Source organism: Gordonia sp. IITR100 (genome assembly GCF_002009645.1).
GTDB lineage: Bacteria > Actinomycetota > Actinomycetes > Mycobacteriales > Mycobacteriaceae > Gordonia > Gordonia hongkongensis.
The window spans coordinates 252,004-274,991 of record NZ_MVKV01000003.1; the positions used below are offsets into that span (position 1 = coordinate 252,004).

At 69.8% G+C, this 22,988-nt stretch carries 15 protein-coding genes; 12 read left to right on the plus strand and 3 right to left on the minus strand.

The window, feature by feature from the left end; translation table 11 throughout:
• Positions 1 to 33 precede the first annotated feature (33 nt).
• The 5 genes from secD to B1818_RS07625 all read left to right on the plus strand — a co-directional run bounded on the left by secD (position 34) and on the right by B1818_RS07625 (position 7,677).
• A complete protein-coding gene (gene secD / locus B1818_RS07605; RefSeq protein WP_254859594.1) occupies positions 34 to 1,659 on the plus strand; it encodes a protein translocase subunit SecD in 1,626 nt (541 codons plus the stop codon).
• Positions 1,656 to 2,849: a protein translocase subunit SecF gene (gene secF, locus B1818_RS07610; protein WP_058250274.1), complete on the plus strand. Its 1,194-nt coding sequence runs from the start codon at positions 1,656 to 1,658 to the stop codon at positions 2,847 to 2,849. The genes secD and secF overlap by 4 nt, the downstream gene beginning before the upstream one ends.
• A 10-nt stretch (positions 2,850 to 2,859) precedes the next feature.
• Positions 2,860 to 4,593 (plus strand): ABC transporter substrate-binding protein, encoded by a 1,734-nt coding sequence (locus tag B1818_RS07615; RefSeq protein ID WP_058250275.1) that lies wholly within the window; start codon positions 2,860 to 2,862, stop codon positions 4,591 to 4,593.
• A 16-nt stretch (positions 4,594 to 4,609) separates the two neighbouring features.
• On the plus strand, positions 4,610 to 5,185 hold the full coding sequence (locus B1818_RS07620; protein ID WP_058250276.1) for an adenine phosphoribosyltransferase: 576 nt from the start codon (positions 4,610 to 4,612) through the stop codon (positions 5,183 to 5,185).
• A gap of 107 nt (positions 5,186 to 5,292) precedes the next feature.
• Entirely contained in the window at positions 5,293 to 7,677 is a 2,385-nt protein-coding gene (locus B1818_RS07625; RefSeq protein WP_078112338.1) for a bifunctional (p)ppGpp synthetase/guanosine-3',5'-bis(diphosphate) 3'-pyrophosphohydrolase, read from the plus strand.
• Positions 7,678 to 7,863: 186 nt separating this feature from the next.
• Here B1818_RS07625 and B1818_RS07630 read toward each other — a convergent pair whose 3' ends face one another.
• Positions 7,864 to 8,784, minus strand: coding sequence for a peptidylprolyl isomerase (locus B1818_RS07630; RefSeq protein ID WP_078112339.1), 921 nt, complete (start codon positions 8,782 to 8,784; stop codon positions 7,864 to 7,866).
• A 186-nt stretch (positions 8,785 to 8,970) separates the two neighbouring features.
• Here B1818_RS07630 and B1818_RS07635 point away from each other — a divergent pair, with 186 nt between their 5' ends.
• Together B1818_RS07635 and hisS are read left to right on the plus strand one after the other, a co-directional pair.
• Positions 8,971 to 9,711, plus strand: a complete 741-nt coding sequence (locus B1818_RS07635) for an MBL fold metallo-hydrolase (RefSeq protein WP_078112340.1) — start codon at positions 8,971 to 8,973, stop codon at positions 9,709 to 9,711.
• Positions 9,708 to 10,973, plus strand: a complete 1,266-nt coding sequence (gene hisS, locus B1818_RS07640; RefSeq protein WP_058250325.1) for a histidine--tRNA ligase — start codon at positions 9,708 to 9,710, stop codon at positions 10,971 to 10,973. Before B1818_RS07635 ends, hisS begins: the two co-directional genes overlap by 4 nt.
• Positions 10,974 to 11,085: 112 nt before the next feature.
• On the opposite strand, the gene B1818_RS07645 is transcribed toward hisS, so the two are convergent.
• Both B1818_RS07645 and B1818_RS07650 read right to left on the minus strand, forming a co-directional pair.
• Positions 11,086 to 12,765: a DUF885 domain-containing protein gene (locus B1818_RS07645; protein WP_078112341.1), complete on the minus strand. Its 1,680-nt coding sequence runs from the start codon at positions 12,763 to 12,765 to the stop codon at positions 11,086 to 11,088.
• Positions 12,762 to 13,619 (minus strand): neutral zinc metallopeptidase, encoded by an 858-nt coding sequence (locus B1818_RS07650; protein WP_078112342.1) that lies wholly within the window; start codon positions 13,617 to 13,619, stop codon positions 12,762 to 12,764. Before B1818_RS07650 ends, B1818_RS07645 begins: the two co-directional genes overlap by 4 nt.
• 142 nt (positions 13,620 to 13,761) lie before the next feature.
• Here B1818_RS07650 and aspS point away from each other — a divergent pair, with 142 nt between their 5' ends.
• From aspS to B1818_RS07670, 5 genes are read left to right on the plus strand one after another with little or no spacing between them, the layout of a single operon-like run.
• Positions 13,762 to 15,594: an aspartate--tRNA ligase gene (aspS, locus tag B1818_RS07655; protein ID WP_078112343.1), complete on the plus strand. Its 1,833-nt coding sequence runs from the start codon at positions 13,762 to 13,764 to the stop codon at positions 15,592 to 15,594.
• Positions 15,595 to 15,605: 11 nt separating this feature from the next.
• A complete protein-coding gene (locus tag B1818_RS24165) occupies positions 15,606 to 15,767 on the plus strand; it encodes a hypothetical protein (protein WP_176455895.1) in 162 nt (53 codons plus the stop codon).
• Positions 15,764 to 19,264, plus strand: a complete 3,501-nt coding sequence (locus B1818_RS07660; protein WP_078112344.1) for a DUF2126 domain-containing protein — start codon at positions 15,764 to 15,766, stop codon at positions 19,262 to 19,264. Before B1818_RS24165 ends, B1818_RS07660 begins: the two co-directional genes overlap by 4 nt.
• Positions 19,261 to 21,987 carry a circularly permuted type 2 ATP-grasp protein gene (locus B1818_RS07665; protein ID WP_078112345.1) on the plus strand — a complete coding sequence of 909 codons (2,727 nt, stop codon included), beginning with the start codon at positions 19,261 to 19,263 and terminating at the stop codon, positions 21,985 to 21,987. Before B1818_RS07660 ends, B1818_RS07665 begins: the two co-directional genes overlap by 4 nt.
• Positions 21,984 to 22,889, plus strand: a complete 906-nt coding sequence (locus B1818_RS07670) for a transglutaminase family protein (protein WP_078112346.1) — start codon at positions 21,984 to 21,986, stop codon at positions 22,887 to 22,889. Before B1818_RS07665 ends, B1818_RS07670 begins: the two co-directional genes overlap by 4 nt.
• The last annotated feature ends 99 nt before the right edge of the window (positions 22,890 to 22,988 follow it).

Here is a 22,988-nt window from a genome sequence, read left to right on the forward strand (position 1 = left end):
CCGGCTCGAGAGATCCCGCCGTGGCGTCCGCTCGTGGCCTTCATCGGCCTGCTCGCGGTCGTCTACGGACTGATCTTCTTCACCGGACCCCGGACCATCGAACCGAAGCTCGGTATCGACCTCCAGGGCGGTACGCGCGTCACGCTGACCGCGCGGACCGAGGACGGTCAGGCGGCGACCCGAGAGCAGCTCGATCAGGCCAAGCAGATCATCGAGCAGCGCGTGAACGGGCTCGGCGTCTCCGGTTCCGAGGTCGTCGTCAGCGGTGACAACCTGATCATCACGGTCCCCGGCCAGGACGGCGCGCAGGCCAAGTCACTCGGCCAGACGGCGCGCCTGTACGTCCGACCGGTCGTCGGGCAGCCGGCCATGGCGACTCCGCAACCGCCGAAGCCCGAGAGTGCCGACGATCAGGCCGACGCCCTGCCCACCGAGGCCGCGGCAGCCGCCATCGACGAGCAGCGCAAGCTCCGTCAGGCGCCGGGGAACGCGACCCCGCAGCAGCTCGAGGCTCTCCAGCAGCAGATGGCGAAGATGGACTGCTCGCCGACGGCCAACGACCCGCTGCTGGGCAACGACCGCCCCGACCAGTACCTCGTGGCCTGCTCGACGGACGGCTCGGAGGTCTACCTCCTCGGCCCGGAGATCATCGACGGTCGCGACATCAAGAACGCGAACGCCGGTACCGATCCGCAGACCGGCGAATGGGTGGTGACCCTCGAATTCGAGGGTGAGGCCGCCAGCTTCTGGCCCAGGTACACCGCCGAGCAGGCCCCCAACCGGACCCAGACCGCCTTCACGCTCGACTCGCGCGTCGTCTCGGCGCCGGCGATCAACGAGCCCATCCCGGGCGGTCAGACCCGGATCAGCGGCGGTAGCGCCAGTCCGTTCACCGAGTCGTCGTCGAACGAACTCGCCAACGTGCTGAAGTACGGCTCGCTGCCGTTGTCGTTCACCGCCTCCGACGCCGAGACGATCTCGGCGACACTGGGTCTCGCGTCGCTGCAGGCCGGCCTGATCGCCGGACTGGTGGGCCTGGTCGCGGTGTTCATCTACGCCCTGGCCTACTACCGCATGCTCGGCATCCTGACGGTGCTGTCGCTCGTCCTCGCCGGGGCCATGGTGTACGGCATCATCGTGCTGCTCGGTCGCTGGATCGGGTTCACCCTCGACCTCGCCGGCATCGCGGGTCTGATCATCGGTATCGGTATGACCGCCGACTCGTTCGTCGTCTACTTCGAACGAATCAAGGACGAGATGCGCGAGGGGCGCAGCTTCCGGTCCGCGGTGCCCCGCGGTTGGGCGAGCGCGCGCCGCACCATCTGGTCCGGCAATGCGGTGAGCTTCATCGCCGCCGCGGTCATCTACATCCTGGCGATCGGCGAGGTCCGCGGCTTCGCGTTCACACTGGGTCTCACCACGATCCTCGACGTCATGGTCGTGTTCCTGGTCACCCACCCGCTGGTCGTCTACGCGAGCCGTTCGACATTCCTGTCGAAGCCGAGCGTCAACGGACTCGGGGCGATCAGCGAGGTCGCCCGCCAGCGTCGCGTCGCCGCGCACCGGCAAGCGGGTGCGGCCACCGCCGGCACGTCTGCATCGTCGACGGACGCCGACGACACCACTGACGCCACTCGGGAGAAGGGGACCGTGCGATGACCGGGCCGGACAACAAGGCAACCGGCGACTCGGCCGTCCTCGACGCCGACAAGGCGCAGCCCGGCGCGGACGCCGACTTCGTCGCCGATCGCAACCGCTCGTTCCTGTCCCGGCTCTACACCGGTACCGGTGCCTTCGAGATCGTCGGGCGCCGCCGCATGTGGTACGGCGTCACCGCGGCGATCCTGCTGATCTGCCTGGCCTCGATCGGAATCCGCGGGTTCACCCTCGGTATCGACTTCGAGGGCGGCACCCAGATGTCGGTGCCGGTCGTCTCCTCGGAGATCACCGCGGAGTCCGTCGAAGAAGTTGTCACCGCGACCCTCGGCGAGGCGCCCGAATCGGTACAGACCGCGGGAGCCGGTGGCAGCCAGACGGTCCAGGTGCGCACCGAGACCCTCGATCTCGCCCAGGCGGAGTCGGTGACGCGCGCGCTCGCCGACGAATTCGGTCCCGAACTCGCGCCCGCCGAGGTGAGCATCTCGGATGTGAGCTCGACGTGGGGCAGCGAGATCACCGAGCGCATGCTGATCGCGCTGGCCGTGTTCCTGGTCATCGTCTTCGTCTACATCGCGGTGCGATTCGACCGGGAGATGTCCATCGCGGCGATGGGGTCGCTGTTCTTCGACCTGATCGTGACCGCCGGTATCTACTCGCTCGTCGGGTGGGAGGTCACCCCGGCGACCGTCATCGGCCTGCTCACCATCCTCGGCTTCTCGATCTACGACACGGTGGTCGTGTTCGACAAGATCTCCGAGAACACCCGCTCGGTGCTCCAGACCACCCGGCGCACCTACGCCGAACAGGCCAACCTGGGTGTGAACCAGACCCTCATGCGATCGATCAACACCACCGTCATCTCGGTGCTGCCGATCATCGCGCTGATGGTCATCGCGGTCTGGCTGCTCGGCGTCGGAACGCTCAAGGATCTCGGGCTGATCCAGCTCGTCGGTGTCCTCGTCGGTACGTTCTCGTCGGTCTTCCTCGCCGCGCCGCTCCTGGCGACACTGAAGGAACGTCGCCCCGACATCGGCCGGCACACCGAGAAGGTCCTTCGACGTCGCGCCGGGCTCCCGTCCGACGAGCCGCGGCCGGTCCGGACGCGCCGAGGGGCGTCCGCCGGGGCAGCAGTCGACACCGACGACGCGGACCGCGCGGTCCCGACCGGCAAACGCCGCCGCAACCGCTAGTCTCTGCGACGTGAGCGTTGGACGCCGGGAGTTCGTCAGGGTCCTGAGCCTCCTCGTCGGGCTCGTCACGGTCGCCGGGCTGGTGACGGCCTGCGGCGACGACGGGCCGCCGACGATCGACTACGTGGTCGACGCGCGGATCACGACCTACAACGCGAACACGGTGAGCGGCAACGCCGATGGCGTCCTCATGGCGACCACCCGGCTGCTGCCCGGCTTCAGTCTGCTGGGCCCGGCCGGCCAGGTCATCCCGGATCGCGACGTCGGCACGGTCACCCAGGTGCCCGGCCGCGTGCCGACCCTGCGGTATGACTTCAACCCCGAGGCGACCTTCTCCGACGGGGTGGCCCTCGACTGCGACGATCTCGTGCTCGCCTGGGCGGCGATGAGCGGACGGCTGCCCGGCTTCACCCCGGCGACCACCGCCGGCTATCGCGACATCGACTCGGTGAACTGCGCGGCCGGCGACAAGAGCGCGACCGTCACCTTCGCGCCCGGACGGGAGTACCGGAACTGGCTCTCGCTCTTCGGCGCCGGGGCGATGATGCCGGCGCATGTGGTGGCCCGCGTGGCCGGCCTCTCCGACGTCATCGACCCGATCCGGGCGATGGACCGGGCCGCCGTCGGACGCATCGCGGACGCATGGAACACCGGCTTCGACCTGACGTTCGGACCGGTCGATCACGCGCACTATCCGGCGTCGGGTCCGTATCGCATCGACCGGTACTCGCGCTCGGGCGGACTCGTGCTGGTGCCCAACGACGAGTGGTGGGGCGACAAGCCGGAGACCTCGCGCGTCGTCGTCTGGGGGCGCGGGACCGACGCGACCCGCCGGCTCCCCGACGGGCGATTCGACGTCGTCGACGTGACGGCCGGCCTCGTCGACGGTGACATCGCCGGTTCGGCGGGGGCCGCCGGGACGTCCTCGCCGGCGCGCGCGCTGGGCGTCGAGGAACTCGTCCTGGCGGGCCGCGGCTTGTTCGGCGATGTCCGGATGCGCCGGGCGTTCGCCTCCTGCGTCCCGCGAGCCGACCTCGCGCGCGATTTCGGCGCCGGCGCGCAGGTCTGGAATCTCCGGGTGCTCTCCCCGGCAGACAATCTGGCCGCACAGATGAACACCGAATTCGGCCAGGCCTATCAGCGGCCGGACATCGAACGAGCGCGCGGACTCGTCCGGGCGGCCACCGTGCAGGGCGCGGTACAGGATCCGGCCGGCGGCGAGGCGGCCGGTTCGGAGGTCGCGCTGCGACCGCGGACGGTACGCATCGGCTACGTCGCGCCGACTCCGCGCTGGCAGCAGATGACCGCGGCGATCGCGGCGTCGTGCCGCGCAGCGGGGATCGTCGTCGAGGACGCGTCCTCACCCGACCTGCGGCCCGACGCTCTGGGCCGCGATGTCGACGCACTCATCGTCGCCGGGGGCGCGTCATTCGCCGCGGCCGGTGCTGCCGACCCGAGCCGGGACGCCTACGCGTTGCGCGGCGGAGACCCCCTGAACCTGTCCGGCATCCGGGAGCCGATGGTGAGTCGGGGAGTGGATCAGCTCGCGACGACCGTCTCGGCGCCCGACCGACTCCGTCTGGCCCGGTCCATCGAGAACGCGACCTGGGCGACGATGCCGTCGGTGCCCCTCTTCGCGGCGCCGCGGGTACGGCAGTGGAAGGATCGGGTGGGCAACGTGGTGGCCGGTCTCGGCCGCGACGGCACCGGATGGAACATGGATCGGTGGACGATCCGTGGCTGAGCAGGGGAGTGAAGCGATGGGTGGTGTCGTGCCCGACCGTACGGCGGAGGCGGTCTCGCGAGCGCAGGCGGCGATCGCCGAACACGCTCGCCTCGTCGACGACTTCCCGGCTCCCGGAATCGCTTTCAAGGATCTGACACCGGTCCTCGCGGACCCGGAAGGGCTGTCGACGATCGTCACCGCGCTCACGCATGGTTGTTCGTCGATCGACCTCGTGGCCGGTATCGACGCGCGCGGGTTCCTGCTGGGTGGCGCGGTCGCGCGTGAGCTCGAGGTCGGGGTGCTGGCGGTCCGCAAGGGCGGCAAGCTGCCGCCGCCGGTCCTCGCCATCGACTACAGCCTCGAATACGGGCAGGCAACGCTCGAGATCCCGGCCGACGGCCTCGACCTCAGCGGGCGACGTGTCCTGCTCGTCGACGACGTGCTCGCCACCGGCGGGACGGCGGTCGCCGCGGCCGAACTGCTCCATCGTGCGGGTGCGCACGTCGTCGGGGTCGCGGTGATCATGGAACTCGCGGGTCTCGGCGGCCGGGACACGATCGCCCGTGGCCTCGGACCGGACGTTCCCGTGCATGCGGTCGCACTGGACTGACGGCGTCGACCCGGTCATGGGCGGGCCGCGACTAGAATCGGCTGAGCCCGCCCGGCAGGCCGGACGGGTCACCGTATGCCGACAGACAACCGTGAGGAGGACCGCTGATGCCCGATGAATCCGACACGGCGCAGCGTGGCGTGACCCCCGCGGGTAACCCGGACGCCGGAGCGACGTCGGCCGAGACCGCCGACCGGCCGAACGCACCGGCCGCGGTCGGCTCCATCCAGCCGGGTGCGTCGGCCTCACGCCGGGTGCGCGCCCGCCTCGCGCGCCGTATGACCGCAACCCGCAGCCAGGTCCGGCCGGTCCTCGAACCGCTGGTCACGCTGCACCGCGAGATCTACCCCAAGGCCGACGTGGCGTTGCTGCAGCGCGCCTACGACGTCGCCGACGAACGGCACAGCGGCCAGAAGCGCAAGTCCGGCGATCCCTACATCACCCATCCGCTGGCGGTCGCCACGATTCTCGCCGATCTGGGCATGGACACCACGACCCTCATCGCGGCGCTGCTGCACGACACGGTCGAGGACACCGGCTACTCCCTGCAGGCGCTGGAGAAGGACTTCGGACCCGAGGTCGCGCACCTCGTCGACGGCGTGACCAAGCTCGACAAGGTCGCCCTCGGCAGCGCCGCGGAGGCCGAGACCATCCGCAAGATGATCATCGCGATGGCGCGCGATCCGCGCGTTCTCGTCATCAAGGTCGCCGACCGGTTGCACAACATGCGCACGATGCGCTTCCTGCCGCCGGAGAAGCAGGCGCGCAAGGCCCGCGAGACCCTGGAAGTCATTGCGCCACTTGCTCATCGACTCGGCATGGCGACGGTCAAATGGGAACTCGAGGACCTGTCGTTCGCGATCCTGCACCCCAAGCGCTACGAGGAGATCGTCCGGCTCGTCGCCGACCGCGCGCCGTCCCGCGACACCTACCTGGCCCGGGTGCGAGCCGACATCAACAACGCGCTGGCCGGTGCGCGTATCAACGCAACCGTCGAAGGGCGGCCCAAGCACTACTGGTCGATCTATCAGAAGATGATCGTCAAGGGCCGCGACTTCGACGACATCCACGACCTCGTCGGGATGCGCATCCTCTGCGAGGAGGACCGTGACTGCTACGCCGCCGTCGGTGTCGTGCACTCGCTGTGGCAACCCATGGCGGGGCGCTTCAAGGACTACATCGCCCAGCCGCGGTTCGGCGTCTACATGTCGTTGCACACCACCGTGATCGGACCCGAGGGCAAACCGCTCGAGGTACAGATCCGCACGCACGAGATGCACCGCACGGCTGAGTTCGGGATCGCCGCGCACTGGCGCTACAAGGAGAACGGCTACCGCAAGTCGGGCAAGAAGTCCGACACCGCCGAGATCGACGACATGGCCTGGATGCGCCAGCTGCTCGACTGGCAGCGGGAGGCCGCGGACCCGGGCGAGTTCCTGGAGTCGCTGCGCTACGACCTCGCCGTGCGCGAGATCTTCGTGTTCACCCCGAAGGGCGATGTCATCACCCTGCCCGCCGGGTCGACCCCGGTCGACTTCGCCTACGCGGTCCACACCGAGGTCGGGCACCGCTGTATCGGCGCGCGCGTCAACGGCCGGCTGGTCGCGCTCGAGCGCACGCTCGAGAACGGCGAGGTGGTGGAGGTGTTCACCTCCAAGGCGCCGACCGCCGGTCCGTCGAAGGACTGGCAGACGTTCGTGGTCTCGCCGCGCGCCAAGGCCAAGATCCGGCAGTGGTTCGCCAAGGAGCGACGCGAGGAGGCCCTCGAGGCCGGCAAGGACGCGATCGCCAAGGAGGTCCGCCGCGGCGGGCTCCCGCTCCAGCGGCTCCTCAGCGCGGAATCGATGTCGGCGATCGCCCGCGAGTTGCGCTACACCGACGTCACCGCGCTCTACACCGCGGTCGGTGAGAACCACGTCTCCGCACGGCATGTCGTCAACCGGCTGGTCGCCTCACTGGGTGGCATCGAGGACGCCGAAGAGGCGATCGCCGAGCGGTCGACGCCGTCGACGATGCCGACCCGGGCACGTCAGGGCGGCGACGCGGGCGTCATGGTCGACGGCATCGACAACGTCGTGATCAAACTAGCCAAGTGCTGCACCCCGGTGCCCGGCGACGACATCCTCGGTTTCGTCACCCGCGGCGGCGGGATCAGCGTGCACCGCACCGACTGCACCAACGCCGAATCGCTTCGGCAGCAAGAGGAACGAATTCTCGACGTGTCCTGGGCCCCGTCGCCGGAATCGGTGTTCCTGGTGGCGATCCAGGTGGAGGCGCTCGACCGGCACCGGCTGCTGTCGGACGTGACCAAGGTGCTCGCCGACGAACGCGTCAACATCCTGTCCGCGTCGGTGACGACGAGCCGGGACCGGGTGGCCATCAGCAAGTTCACGTTCGAGATGGGCGACCCGAAGCACCTCGGGCACGTGCTCAACGTCGTGCGCAACGTCGAAGGCGTCTACGACGTCTACCGGGTGACCTCGGCGGCGTGATCGGGAGGCTCTGTTCTGATTCGCCAGCCCACTCCCTCTGCTCCCTGAGGTGCGAGCGAAGCGAGCCACGAAGGGCCGGGTGAGCTGCCTCGCCAGGCCCTTCGTGGCTCGTCGCTCGCGCTCCTCGCACCTCAGGGATCACGGGTTTCGAGGTTCTTTTGGATTAGGGATCAGAGTTCCCGGCGCCTAGTTGATCGTGGCCGTCTCGATGGTCACCGGGAGCTTCGGCTCGCCGTCCCCGGGCTGACTGCCGATCGGGCCGGGGTTGATGCCGCCGGCGTAGACCTTGTCGAGCACCGCGAGTCCGGGTTCGTCGACCTTGCCGACGATCGAGTAGTCCGGGCCCAACTGGCTGTCGTTGATCACGATGAAGAGCTGGCTGGACCCGGTGTTCGGGTTCTGTCCGCCCTGGCTGCTGTTGGCGATCGCGATGGTGCCGCGCGGGTAGATGACGGGCTGCGAACCAGTCGTCGGATCCGGCTGCCCGACCGTCTGCAGGTCGGTCGGCGGCTCGTCGGGGCTGGTCCAACCGGGCCCGCTCATGCCGGTGCCGGTGGGGTCGCCGCACTGCAGGATCTTCAGCGTCTCGCTGGTGGTCATGCGGTGGCAGGTGGAGTCGTCGTAGAACTTGTTCTCGATCAACGAGGTCACCGCAGCCGCGTTGCACGGCGCGCCATCGCGTTCGAGCGTGATCGGCAGGATGCCCTGGGAGGTGACGAACGTGGCCTTCTCGGTGCCCGACTTGAGGACGCGCTCGTCGGGCTTGGGCGAGGTGCGCTCGTTCTCCGCGGCCGCCTTCAGCTCGTCGAGTTCGGCTTGGTACTGCGCTCGCTGATCGGCCGGGACGTTGTCGGGCACCTGATCGGGCAGCTGGTCGAAGCGGCTCGGGGAGTCCTCGTAGGCGCAGGTCGTCCAGCGTGCGGCCTCGCGGTCGTCCATGATCTTCTTCACCACGACGGCGGTCACGCCCGCGACCACGGCGACCACGACGGCGGTCGAGACGGAGGCGATGACGATCTTCCGCTTGCGCCGGGCGAGGCGCTCGGTCTCGAGGCGTTCTTCGAGCTTCCGCTTCGCCGCCTCGCGGCGCTCCTCATTGGTGGACACGCGGGTGGATCCTCCTGAAACCTCGGCATGGCTGTGCCGACATCGTCGTGGATGTCACTTACTCGGGGGCAAGTGTGCCAGTTGTACCTGAGAACGGGGTGCGGCGGGTCGCGAGCCATGCCGCCTACGCAACAATGGACACCGACGTGTGTGCGTCGTCCTGTCCGCGCCGACCCGAGGAGCAGCATGCTCATCACCGGATTCCCCGCCGGGATGTTCCAGACGAACTGCTACATCGTCGCCGCCGAGGCGGGATCGGAGGCGGTGATCATCGATCCGGGCCAGGATGCGGCGCCGCGGGTCCGGGAACTGCTCGCCGAACACGACCTCACCCCGGTGGCGGTGCTGCTCACGCACGGTCATCTCGACCACACCTGGAACGCGACGGAACTCTGCGACGAGTACTCGATCCCGGCCTACATCCATCCCGCGGATCGTCCGATGCTCGCCGATCCCGGTCTCGGCATCGGACGGGCGTTGGGCGCGATGATCGGCGACCAGGTGTTCACCGAGCCGGAGAAGGTGGTCGAGTTCGCCGACGGCGAGTCGGTGGAGCTCGCCGGGGTCTCCTTCTCGGTCGATCTCGCGCCCGGGCACACACAGGGCTCGGTGCTGCTCGGCGTCGACGTCGACGTGCCGGACGAGACCCGGGATCAGGCCGGGCCCGACACGCCGTCGGTGGTCGGGGTCTGCTTCTCCGGTGACGTATTGTTTGCCGGTTCGATCGGCCGGACGGATCTCCCCGGGGGCAACCATCAGCAGTTGCTCGACTCGATAGCGGCGAAACTCCTGCCGCTGCCCGCAGAGACGCTGGTCCTGCCCGGCCACGGACCCCAGACCACCATCGGCCAGGAGAGTGCGAGCAATCCCTTCCTGGCCGGCCTCGAGCACCAGAGCACGCGACCGAAGGGACGACACGGACTGTGAGCGGAGCATTTCAGGCCCCCCGGGGCATCCCGGACTACTTCCCGCCGAACTCGGCGGACTTCCGGAGGGTCCGGGACACGCTCACCGACGCAGCGCGTCGTGCCGGCTACGGCCACATCGAACTGCCGGTGTTCGAGGACACCGCGCTGTTCGCACGCGGGGTCGGGGAGTCGACCGATGTCGTGAGCAAGGAGATGTACACCTTCGCCGACCGCGGCGACCGCTCGGTGACGCTGCGTCCCGAGGGCACCGCGGGCGTGGTGCGCGCGGTGATCCAGCACGGTCTCGACCGCGGCCAGCTGCCGGTGAAGGTCTGCTACGCCGGGCCGTTCTTCCGCTATGAGAAGCCGCAGACCGGCCGGTATCGCCAGCTGCAGCAGGTCGGCGTCGAGGCGATCGGTGTCGACGACCCGGCGCTCGACGCCGAGGTCATCGCGATCGCCGACGAGGGTTATCGCCGACTCGGGCTGACTGGGTTCCGGCTGGAGATCACCTCGCTGGGTGACGACGAGAGCCGGCCGCGCTATCGAGAGGCGTTGCAGGAGTTCCTGTTCGGGCTCGACCTCGACGAGGCCACCCGGATGCGCGCCGAGATCAACCCGCTGCGGGTCCTCGACGACAAGCGTCCGGAGATCAAGGCGGCGACCGCAGGCGCACCGCTGCTCATCGACTATCTGTCCGACGACGCGAAGGCGCACTTCGACCTCGTCCTGGCGCACCTGGACCGGCTGGGTGTCGTCTACGAGATCAACCCGCGTCTGGTGCGCGGCCTGGACTACTACACGAAGACCACGTTCGAATTCGTCCACGACGGTCTCGGTGCGCAGTCGGGCATCGGCGGCGGCGGGCGCTACGACGGTCTGATGCGGCAGCTGGGCGCCAAGCAGGATCTGTCGGGCATCGGGTTCGGGATCGGCGTCGACCGGACGATGCTGGCGCTGGAGGCCGAGGGCGTCGCGGGCACCGAGGCGGCCCGCTGCCAGGTCTTCGGAGTGCCGCTGGGCTCGGCGGCCAAAGCCGAACTCGTCGGTGTCGCAGGCGCTCTGCGCGCCGCCGGGATCAATGTCGACCTGGCCTACGGCGATCGTGGCCTCAAGGGCGCGATGAAGGCGGCCGACCGTTCGGGGGCGCGGCTGGCGCTGGTGCTCGGGGAGAACGAACTCGCCGAGCGCCGGCTGGAGATCAAGGACCTGAGCAACGGCGAACAGCACCGGGTCGCCCTGGACGACGTGGTCGCCGAGGTCCGTCGCCTCCTGGGCTGAGCCCGCCGCACATTCCGCCGCTGAGAACCGACCCGCACAGCTCGACCGACGACGATGTGCGGCCGGCGGACCTGTGATGGGCGGTTTTCGGCGCCCGCCACTCGGGGAGATCTCACCCGGAGGGCGGGCCGGCGACCTCGGCCACGAGGACGTCCAGCGAGACACCGCCGAGAGCCAGTGCGCGCGAATGGAAGTCCTTGAGCGTCCAGTCCGGGTGCCGGCGGAGGGCGGCGGTGCGCGTCTGCTCCCACACGCGCTGGCCGAGCGCATACGAGGGCGCCTGGCCGGGCCAGCCCAGATAGCGGTCGAGTTCGAAGCGCAGCACGGCGTGGTCCATCGCGACCGACGAGGTCAGGAACGTCCAGGCCTTGTCGGCGTCCCAGATCCCGCCGCCGAGGGACTCCGGCGCGGGCAGGCGGCAGTGGACGCCGATGTCGACCACGACCCGCGCGGCCCGCAGCCGCTGCGAGTCGAGCATCCCCATGCGGTCGCCCGGGTCCTCGAGCCAGCCGAGCTCGTCCATCAGGCGTTCGGCGTAGAGCGCCCAGCCCTCGCCGTGTCCGGAGGTGAACGACGCGAGCTTGCGCCAGGCGTTGAGGTCGGGGTCGACGATCGCCGATCCGAGCTGGAGATGATGCCCGGGCACGCCCTCGTGGTAGACCGTCGTTTTCTCCTGCCAGGTGTGGAAGACGGTCTGGTCGTCGGGCACCGCCCACCACATCCGGCCCGGGCGGGACAGATCCTCGCTGGGCTGGGTGTAGTAGATGATGCCGGTCGACGACGGGGCGAGCCGGCACTCCAGCCGGGACAGCCGGGCCGGGAGGTCGAAGTGCGTGCCCGCCAGACCGGCGACCGCCGCGTCGGACGTCGCCTGCATCCAGTCGACGAATTCCGCGCGATCGTGGATCTGGTACTGCGGCTGACGATCCAGCCAGGCGAGCGTCGCCGCGACCCCCTGTCCGGGGAGCACACCCTCCGCGATCTCCTGCTGCTCGGCGACGATCTGCTGCAACCGGGTCATCGCCCAGGCATAGGCGTCGTCGGGGTCGGCGTCGGCGCCCAGGTAGGCCGGCAGGTGCAGCAGGTAGCGGTCGCGGCCGACCGCGTCGTCGTCGACGGCCTGAGCGAGAACGCCGGTGCGCAGGTAGTGGGCGAAGGTCCCGAACGAGGTCCGCGCCGCGTCGAGCGCGGTGGCGAGGGTGCCGGCGAGCGCCGGGTCGGCCGCGATCGGTGCGGTGTTGCCGGCGATGGCATCGGCCGCGGTGTCGGCCTGCCGGGCGACCGCCGCCACCTGTCGACGGGCCGGCGGCGGACCGTGACGAAGCCGGTGGGCGAGGCCGTCGACGACGTCGGTGAGCGACGCCGGGATCGCGGTGAGGCGGGACAAGAAGGTCTCCCGCTGCTCGCGGGTGTCGGTGGGCATGAGGTCGAAGACGTCGCGCAGCGCCTGCAACGGTGACGCGATGACATTGCAGTCGCCGATGTGCTCGCCCGCGTCGGCGAGTGCGAGCTCGCGACGCAGCGAGGCGCTCATGGTCGCGACGGTGACGCGGTCGATGTCATCGACGACGTCGGCGCCGCCCAGGGCGGAGAGGGTGCCGGCGGCGACCTCGGCGCGTTCGGCGCACCCCTGCGCGGAGAAGTCGGTCAGCCGGTCGTCGTGCCCACCGCGCCCGATCTCGGTGGCGAACAGCGGATCGAGCGCGCACAACCGGTCCAGGTGCGCCTCGGCGATCGCATCGACGGCGGTGGGCCTGCGCGGGCCGGTCCCGCCGGGGTCGGTGGCGTTCACAGGTCGTCGGTGGCGAAGGTGTCGCAGCGATCCGGATCGCCCGACTGATAGCCGACGGTGAACCACCGCATGCGCTGGGCGGCCGAACCATGAGTCCAGCCCTCGGGATTGGAGCCCGCGCCCTGGATGGTGTCGTCGCCGATGGCCTTCGCGGTCTGGATGACCGTCGCTATCTGCTCCTCGGTGATGGGCGCTAGGAGGGCGTCTGGGCCGTCGTCGGCGTGATGGGCCCACACCCCGGCGAGGCAGTCGGCCTGCAATTCGACCCGCACCGAACCCGATCGCGGTCCCTGCGAACCCATCCGCTGCCCCTTGGCGAGGGCGCCGGTGAGGTTCTGCACGTGGTGTCCGTACTCGTGGGCCACGACGTACTCCTGCGCGAGGGGCCCGTCGCTGCCGCCCATGCGACGCAGCTGGGCGAAGAACGTCGGATCGAAGTACGCCGTCGAATCGGCGGGACAGTAGAACGGGCCGGTCGCCGAACTCGCCGCGCCGCATCCGGTGTTCACCGCGTCGGAGAAGATGACCGTCTGCGGTGGCTCGTACTCGGGCCACAGATCCGACCACACCGTGTCGACGCTGACGGTGGTCGCCTTGATCCGGCAGATCGTGTTCTCGTTGGCCATCTCATAGGTGCACTCGTCCAGTTGCTGCTGGATCTGCGCGGCGTCCGACGAGGTGCCGGGAGTGGGGCCGCCGGCGCCGAGCAGATCGCCGGGGTTCACCCCGAAGAACAGCGCGACGATCGTGATGAGGAGTCCCGCGCCGCCGCCCAGCGCGATCCGGCCCCCACTGCCTCCACCGCCGCCGGAGACGCTGCCGGTGTCGATCGATCCGCTGCCTTGGAAGGTCACGCGGCCATTCTGGCACGATCGTCACCCGCCCCTCGCTGCCTCGGCGAAGGTATGCGATTGACGGCCGGGGGCGCGGATACGGCACCATGGACACCTGGTCTGCGTTTCCGCCGACCGATTTCGACTCCCGGAAGGATTCTCAGTGCTCCGCACGCATTCCGCAGGTTCGCTGCGCCGCGCCGACGCGTCGCAGACCGTCACCGTCGCCGGGTGGGTCGCACGCCGACGCGACCACGGTGGCGTGGTCTTCATCGACCTGCGCGACGCCACCGGACTGGTCCAGGTGGTCTTCCGCGACGAGTCGGTCGCGCCGGCCGCCCACCGTCTGCGCGCCGAGTACTGCGTCACCGTGACCGGCGTCGTCGAGGTGCGTCCCGAGGGCAGCGAGAACCCCAATCTGAGCTCCGGCGAGATCGAGATCAACGCCGTCGAGCTCGAGGTCCTCAACGAGTCGGCGCCCCTGCCGTTCCAGCTCGACGAGTCGCCGGGCGAGGAGGCGCGTCTGCGTCACCGCTACCTCGACCTGCGGCGTGCGGGGCCCAGCGCGGCGCTTCGCCTGCGGTCCAAGGCGAACGCGGCGGCGCGCGGCGTGCTCGCCGCCCACGACTTCACCGAGATCGAGACGCCCACGCTGACCCGGTCGACGCCGGAAGGGGCACGTGACTTCCTGGTTCCGGCGCGCCTGCAGCCGGGCACCTTCTACGCCTTGCCGCAGAGCCCGCAGCTGTTCAAGCAGCTGCTGATGGTCGCGGGCATGGAGCGGTACTACCAGATCGCGCGCTGCTACCGCGACGAGGACTTCCGCGCCGACCGGCAGCCGGAGTTCACCCAGCTCGACATCGAGATGAGCTTCGTCGACCAGGACGACGTCATCGCTGTCGCCGAGGAGATCCTCGTCGCGCTGTGGAAGCTCATCGGCGTCGACATCACCACCCCGATCCCGCGGATGACCTACGCCGATGCGATGCGCCGATTCGGTTCGGACAAGCCGGATCTGCGCTTCGGTATCGAACTCGTCGAGTGTGCCGAGTACTTCAAGGACACCCCGTTCCGCGTGTTCCAGGCACCGTACGTCGGAGCGGTCGTCATGCCCGGCGGTGCGTCGCAGCCACGCCGCCAGCTCGACGCATGGCAGGAATGGGCGAAGCAGCGCGGGGCACGCGGTCTGGCGTACGTCCTCGTCGCCGAAGACGGGACCCTCAGCGGGCCGGTCGCAAAGAACCTCTCTGAGGAGGAGCGCTCCGGTCTGGCCGCCCATGTCGGCGCGGAGCCGGGTGACTGCGTGTTCTTCGGTGCGGGAGAGGTGAAGTCGACCCGCGCCCTGCTCGGTGCCGCGCGCGGTGAGATCGCCTCGAAGCTCGGGCTCATCAAGGACGGGGACTGGGCGTTCACCTGGGTGGTGGACGCGCCGATGTTCGAGCCGGTTGCCGACGCGACGGCGTCCGGCGATGTCGCACTGGGACATTCGGCCTGGACCGCGGTGCACCATGCGTTCACTTCGCCCAAGCCGGAGTCGATCGACGCCTTGGAGTCCGATCCGGGTTCGGCCCTGGCCTACGCCTACGACATCGTGTGCAACGGCAACGAGATCGGCGGCGGATCGATCCGTATCCATCGGCGGGACGTGCAGGAGCGCGTTTTCGAGATCATGGGCATCGGCCACGACGAGGCGCAGGAGAAGTTCGGCTTCCTGCTCGACGCTTTCGCCTACGGCGCTCCGCCGCACGGCGGCATCGCCTTCGGTTGGGACCGCATCACCGCCCTGCTCGCCGGCGAGTCGTCCATCCGTGAGGTCATCGCCTTCCCGAAGTCGGGTGGCGGCGTCGACCCGCTGACCGACGCCCCCGCGGCGATCACCCCGCAGCAGCGCAAGGAATCGGGGATCGACGCCAAGCCCGCACCGCGGGGCGGCGCCGACCAGAAGGACGCCGAGCAGAAGGGCGCCGACCAGAAGGACGCCGGGAGCACTGCCTGAGCCGAAAAGCGGTGGACCGAAGTGAGTTCGGCCACCGTGTTCCCGGCGCGGTGCTCGTCACCCGGCGCCTGGAGGTCATCTGTGATGAGATCTCCACCATGGCGCACAGCGGTGGGATCGAGTCGGCTGCCGGAACCGTGGTGACGGGCCCGGGCGGGGAGTTCCGCCGGTGACGATCAAGGTTGCCCTCGAGCATCGGACGGTGTACTCGTTCGACCGGCCGACCAAGATCTACCCCCACGTCGTCCGCCTGCGTCCGGCGCCGCACTCGCGCACACCGATCGAGGCGTACTCGCTCACCGTCGACCCCGGTGAGCACTTCCTGAACTGGCAGCAGGACGCGTTCAGCAACTATCTGGCGCGCCTGGTGTTCCCGGAACCCTCGACCACCCTCGGGATCACCGTCAGTCTGGTCGCGGACCTCACCGCGATCAATCCGTTCGACTTCTTCATCGAGGAGTGGGCCGAGTTCTACGGGTTCGACTATCCGGCCGAGCTGCGGCGCGACCTCGAGATCTTCCTCCGGCCGGCCGGGGTCACCGACGGTGAATTCGCCGGTGCGCCGGTGCATCCGGAGATCGCGAGGTTCGCGGCGAAGCATCGGCCGTCCGGCCGCACGCGGGTCATCGACTTCCTGGTGCGCCTCAACGCCGCGGTGCGCGACGCCGTCGGCTACACCGTCCGCCTCGAGGCCGGCGTGCAGTCGCCGGAGTACACGCTCTCCAGTGCCATCGGTTCCTGCCGGGACTCGGCCTGGTTGCTGGTCGCCCTCCTCCGCGAACTCGGGTTCGCGGCACGCTTCGTGTCCGGATACCTCGTCCAGTTGACCTCGGACGTGAAGTCGCTCGACGGTCCGTCGGGTCCCGACGCCGATTTCACCGACCTGCACGCGTGGACCGAGGTGTACCTCCCCGGGGCCGGTTGGGTCGGACTGGATCCGACGTCGGGTCTGTTCGCCGGCGAGGGGCACATCCCCTTGGCGGCCACCCCGCATCCGGTCGGCGCCGCACCGATCACCGGTTCGACCGGCCCGTGCCACGCCACTCTGGATTTCACCAACACGGTCACGCGGTTCCACGAGGACCCACGCGTCACGCTGCCCTACACCGCGGAGCAGTGGGGCCGGGTCACCGATCTCGGCGCGCTGGTCGACGAACGGATGGAACGCAACGACGTACGCCTGACGATGGGCGGCGAGCCGACATTCGTGTCCATCGACAACCAGACGGACCCGGAGTGGCGCACCGCCGCGGACGGTCCGCACAAACGGTTGCTGGCCGGGCGGCTGGCCGACCGCCTCATGACGGCGTACGCGCCGGGCGGCCTGATGCGGCGCAGCCAGGGCAAGTGGTATCCCGGTGAACCGCTGCCGCGGTGGCAGCTCGAACTGATGTGGCGCGCCGACGGTCTGCCGATCTGGCGGAATCCGAATTTGCTCGCCGACCCGTGGGCGACGCCCGACGACTGTGCCGCGGCGATCGACCGCGAGACCCACGGCCCGAACCCCGACGACCTCGGCGACGCCGGCCCGGCACGGGAACTGCTCACCGCCTTCGCGACGCGACTGGGATTCCCGGTCGGTCAGGTCGTGCCGGCCTATGAGGACCCGCTGGTCCGGATGCGGGAACTCGCCGCGATGCCGCCCGGTGACCCCGGAACCGACCCCACCCTGCCCGCCGCACGGTCGTTCACGCAGGCCGAGATCGCCGTCGACGCCGATTCGGCGGACGGCGACGACGACGAGAGCCTCGCGCCGACAACGGATTCCGTCCGACGCAGACGAGCACTGATCGAGCGGCTCGACGCCGCCGTCACCCAGCCGAGTGCGCACGTGTTGCCGCTGAGCCGCTCGGAGGACCGGACCGCGTGGCAGAGCGCGGTGTGGACGACCCGGCGGGGACGGATCGTGCTGACCCCCGGCACCTCGCCGGCCGGCTTGCGGCTGCCGCTCAACTCGCTGTCGTGGGGTCCGGCACCGACGCTGTTCGAAGCCGATCCGTCCGCGCGCCACGACGACCTGCCGACCGACCCGTCGGCGGCGCTGGGGCACACCGTCCGCGAGGTGGACCCCGCGCAGTTCCTGCCCCGGACCGCCCTCGTCGCCGAGGTCCGCGGCGGCGTGGTCCACGTGTTCATGCCGCCGACCTCGACCCTGGAGGAGTATCTCGCGATCGTCGAACTCGTCGAGGACGCCGCCGCCACGGTGTCGACGCCGGTCGTCGTCGAGGGGTACGGACCGCCCGCCGATCCGCGACTCGTCTCGTTGTCGGTGACCCCGGACCCGGGGGTCGTCGAGGTCAACATCCAGCCGACCGGGAGTTTCGCCGAGCAGTCCGAGCTGCTCGAATCGCTCTACGACCATGCCCGACAGGTGCGGCTGGGCACCGAGAGCTTCGACCTCGACGGGAGCCACGGTGGCACGGGCGGCGGCAACCACATCACCCTCGGCGGCGTCACGCCCGCCGATTCGCCGATGCTGCGCCGCCCCGATCTGCTGGTGTCGATGCTGACCTACTGGCAACGTCATCCCGCGCTGTCGTACCTGTTCTCCGGCCGGTTCATCGGCACCACCTCGCAGGCGCCGCGTGTCGACGAGGGTCGGGAGTCCTCGCTCTACGAGCTGGAGATCGCCTTCGCCGAGATCGACCGGCTCGCGGTCAAGAATTCTGGCGACGGTGCCCGGGCCGGCGGACGCTTCGACGGCGCGCCCCCGAACCCCTGGGTCACCGACCGGGCGCTGCGGCATCTGCTCACCGACATCACCGGCAACACGCACCGGGCCGAGTTCTGCATCGACAAGCTCTACAGTCCCGACTCGGTGCGCGGCCGGCTGGGCCTGCTGGAGCTGCGGGCTTTCGAGATGCCGCCCCACCACCGGATGGCTATGGTGCAGTCGCTGCTAGTGCGGAGCCTGGTGTCGTGGTTCTGGGAGAAGCCCTACCGGGCCCGGTTGATCCGCCACGGCGGCGACCTACACGGCAAACACCTGTTGCCGCACTACGTCATCGCCGACATCGCGCTGGTCGCCGAGGAACTCCGCGAGGCCGGCTATCCGTTCGAGACCGCCTGGCTGGACCCGTTCACCGAATTCCGCTTCCCGCGTCTGGGGACCGTGCAGATCCGGGACCAGGAGATCGAGCTGCGCGGTGCCATCGAGCCGTGGAACACGTTGGGGGAGGAGGCAACCGGAACGGGAACGGCCCGATACGTCGACTCCTCTGTCGAGCGCGTGCAGGTGCGCGTCCTGGGTGGTGAGGACGATCGTTACCTGTTGACCTGCAACGGTTTCCCGATTCCACTGCGCGCAACCGGTCGCACCGGTGAACGCGTCGCCGGCATCCGGTTCCGGGCCTGGCAGCCGCCGAGCTCGCTGCACCCGACGATCACCATCGACACCCCGCTCACCTTCGATCTGATCGACACGGTCAACGGCCGGTCGGTGGGCGGTGCCACCTACCACGTCGTGCATCCCGGAGGACGTGCCTACGATCGGCCGCCGGTGAACGCGGTCGAGGCCGAGTCCCGGCGCAACGGGCGGTTCGAGGCGGCCGGTCACACGACCGGCACCGTCGACGTCGGGCTGTTGCGCGAACGACAGTCCCGGCAGGCCACCGACTTCGGGGTGCCCGGGATCCTCGACCTCCGGCGGGCACGTACAGTTCTTCGGTGACCTCTTCGCCGGGCAACGCTTCCGCGGTGTTCGACCGCTACCGCGCCGAGGGCCACACTCTCTTCGATCCCGCCCGTCTGGCCGCATCCGCGGACCGGCCGGCCGACTCCTACGACGAGCTCCTGGAAGCCGACGGCGCGATCCGTCCGGCGTGGGCCGACCTGGCCCGCATCTACCAGTTGCGCGGTCCGGACCGCCTCCGCGACTCCGCGGCCCGGCTGGCCGCAGCGGTCAGCGACGACGGCGTGGTCTACAACGAGTTCGACGGTCAGCACACCGTGACCCGCGACTGGGATGTCGACGCGGTGCCGCTGGTGATCGACGGCGTCGAATGGGCCGAACTCGAGAAGGCCATCACGCAGCGGTCGATGCTGCTCGACCTGCTCCTGCGTGACCTCTACCGCGATCAGAAGACGATCGCGGCCGGTCTGGTCGCGCCCGAGATGGTCTTCGGCCATCCCGGTTACATCCGCAAGGCCGCCCGACTCGAGGTCGCCGGGCCGCACGCGCTGTTCCTGCACGCGGTCGACATCTCGCGTACTGCTGACGGCCGGTTCGTCGCCTACCGGGACCGCACCCAGGCGCCGTCGGGGATCGGATACGCGATCGTCGGGCGGCGGCTGATGTCGAAGACCTTCCCGCAGCTGTTCCAGGCGTGCGCACCGCGGCCGATGACCACCTTCGCCGGCACGATGCGGCTGGCACTCACCGAGTACGCGCCGCCCGGGGTCGACGACCCGACGGTGGCGGTCCTCAGCCCCGGCAGCATGTCCGAGACCGCCTTCGACCAGGCCTATCTCGCGTCGGTACTCGGCTTCCCCCTCGTCGAGGGCGCCGACCTCACCGTTCGGGACGGCGCGGTCTACATGCGCTCGCTGGGTCGCTACAAGCGGGTGGACGTGCTGCTGCGACGGGTCGACGCCGCCTACTCCGATCCGCTGGACCTGCGGACGGACTCCCAGCTCGGCGTCGCCGGGCTGGTCGAGGCGATCTCGCGCGGCACGGTGACGGTCCTCAACACCCTCGGCTCGGGGGTGCTGGAGAACCCGGCGCTGCACACCGTGCTGGAACGTCTCGCGCCCGTCCTGCTCGACGAGGACCTGCGGCTGGGCTCGGTCACCACGTACTGGGCCGGAGATCCGTTGCAACGCAGCCTGATTCGTGATCGACTTGCCACCCTGGTCCTGACGAACACGAGTACGGGGGAGGAGTTCAACGGCCCGTTGCTCGCAGCGACCGATCGCGCCGACCTCGCCGCCCGGATCGAGGCCCAGACCTGGCAGTGGGTGGCCCGCGAGCTCGAGGCGTTCTCGGTGGCCCCGACGGTCACCCCCGGCAGCGGTTCCGGTGGACCGATCGCGGCGCTACGGGCGGCGCCGGTGTCGGTGCGCGCGTTCAGCGTGGCGCAGGGTCCCGGGTACGCGGTCATGCCGGGCGGCCTGGGGGCCGTTCTCGCCGACGGGGTCGCCGGCGCCGCCCACCACGTGGTGGCCGCCAAGGACGTGTGGGTCACCAGTACCGAGGTGGGCGGGCACGTGTCGCGGCGGTCGGAGACCCGCGGTGAGCCGGCCGGGGAGGTCGTCGCGGGCACGTCGGCGGGTCGCCCGGTGACCCGGGAGTACTCCGACGTCGCGGCCGCGGCCAGTCCGCGCGTCCTGGCGGACCTGTTCTGGCTGGGCCGCTACGGGGAGCGGACCGAGCTCGTGACCCGCCTGGCCAAGGTGTCCCGCGAGCGTTATCAGGACTTCCAGTATCGGCCGTGGATGTCGGGTACGCCGGCGGTACCGCTGCTGTTGCACGCGGTCGCCACGGTGACGGGCACCGCGCGCTATCTGGACACCGCCGACCTGCTGTTGCCGGGTTCGGACCGGCCGCGGTCACCCGATCAGGTCAACGAGGCGATCGAGAAGATCGCCGACCTGACCGTGTCGCGATCGGTGCCCGGGACCATCGCCTACTCGATCGACCGGCTGATCAGCACGGTCCGGGCGGTCCGGGACCAGATGTCCACGAGCACCTGGATGGTGCTCGCGCCGGTCGAACGGATCATGGCGAGCACGACCCGGCTGGTCCTCCGGTCGCGCGCGGACGCCGGGGCGGGCGACGCCGCGCTGGACCTAGGACCCGATCTGGCCCGCGCGCACGACGAGATCCTGCACGGCGTCCTGGCGCTGACCGGGCTGCAGGCCGAGTCGATGGTGCACGATCCGGCCTGGATGTTCATGGACGTCGGCCGACGCATCGAACGGGCCGTCACCCTCGCCGACCTCACGCTCGCGATGTTCGCCGACGCGCAGGACACCGACGTCGAGCAGGCGCTGCTGGAGTCGTACCTGGTGGCCAACGAATCGTCGGTGATCTACCGTCGCCGCAACCGCGGGCTGTATCAGGCGGCCAGTGTCGCCGAGCTGCTGCTGTTCGACCCGACCAATCCCCGGTCGATGATCTTCTGTCTCGACAAGATGAACGCCGACCTGTCGTCCGTACCGGAGACCCTGCGGTCGGCGGGCGCCGAACGGGCCGTGCAGGACATGATCGCCGAACTGCGCCGCGGCGACCCCGCCGACCTCGTGCGGGTCGACGCCGACCGGAGGCGTCCGGAACTCGTCGAACTGATGACGACCCTGCGCAACGGGGCGCGTGAACTCTCCGATCTGCTCACCCGGACCCGCTTCGCCACCCCGCGCCAGGCGCGACCGATCTGGGCCGGTGGGGAATCGTGAGCACGCGCGTCTACCGTGTGCTGCACCGGACCAGCTACACCTACGACGACGACGTGTCGTCCTCGTACGGGCGCTGCCATCTGACCCCGCGCGACCTGCCCGGCCAGCGCGTGCACTCGACGTCGATCGAGATCGACCCCGAACCCGACGACCGGTCGACGGGGCTCGACGTCTACGGCAACCACGACAGCTATTTCCATGTCCGGACCGCGCACCGCGAGCTGACCGTGACCGCGCGGTCGGTGGTCGAGGTGGATCCCGTGGACCCGGGCGTCCTCCTCAGTCCGGCGGCCCGGGGTCCGTGGGAACAGGCGCGACCGTGCGTGGTCGACGGGCGGGACAGCGCCCTGGCCGCCGAGTTCGTCCTCGATCTCGACCCGCCGGAGATCACCCCCGCGGTGCGCGACTACGCCGCCGGCATCTTCACCCCCGGTCGGCCGCTGGCGGAGGCGGTCATCGATCTGACGTCGCGGATCTTCACCGACTTCACCTACCGGTCCGGGTCGACGGCCATCTCCACGCGGGTCGACACCGTCCTGCAGCGTCGCGAGGGCGTCTGCCAGGACTTCGCCCGGATCGCGATCGCCTGTCTGCGGTCACAGGGTCTCGCCGCGCGGTACGAGTCGGGGTATCTCGCGACCGAGCCGCCGCCCGGCAAGGAAAAGGTCTTCGGTGCCGACGCCAGTCACGCCTGGGCGGCCGTCTGGATGCCCGACGGCCGCTGGCTGTCGTTCGATCCGACCAACGACAAGCTGGTCGACGAACGCCACGTCACGCTGGCGTGGGGGCGGGATTACGACGACGTGCCGCCTCTCCGAGGGGTCATCTACACCGATTCCACGAAGAGCCGGATCGACGTGTCGGTCGACGTCCGGCCGACAGATGACCTCGCCGCGGGTTGAACCAGGCACATCGGACTCGCTTGCTCGGTAAGTCGCTGTGCCACAGTGTTTTCGGCGCACGTTTTCGGGCTATACCGGTAACGACGTGGTATAGATGGA

Excerpts from the sequence above, each read along its gene's own strand:
- secF (WP_058250274.1), top strand. The coding sequence starts at position 1,656 with ATGACCGGGCCGGACAACAAGGCAACCGGCGACTCGGCCGTCCTCGAC.
- B1818_RS07635 (WP_078112340.1), top strand. The coding sequence starts at position 8,971 with ATGCTCATCACCGGATTCCCCGCCGGGATGTTCCAGACGAACTGCTAC.
- B1818_RS07625 (WP_078112338.1), top strand. The coding sequence starts at position 5,293 with ATGCCCGATGAATCCGACACGGCGCAGCGTGGCGTGACCCCCGCGGGT.
- B1818_RS07620 (WP_058250276.1), top strand. The coding sequence starts at position 4,610 with ATGGGTGGTGTCGTGCCCGACCGTACGGCGGAGGCGGTCTCGCGAGCG.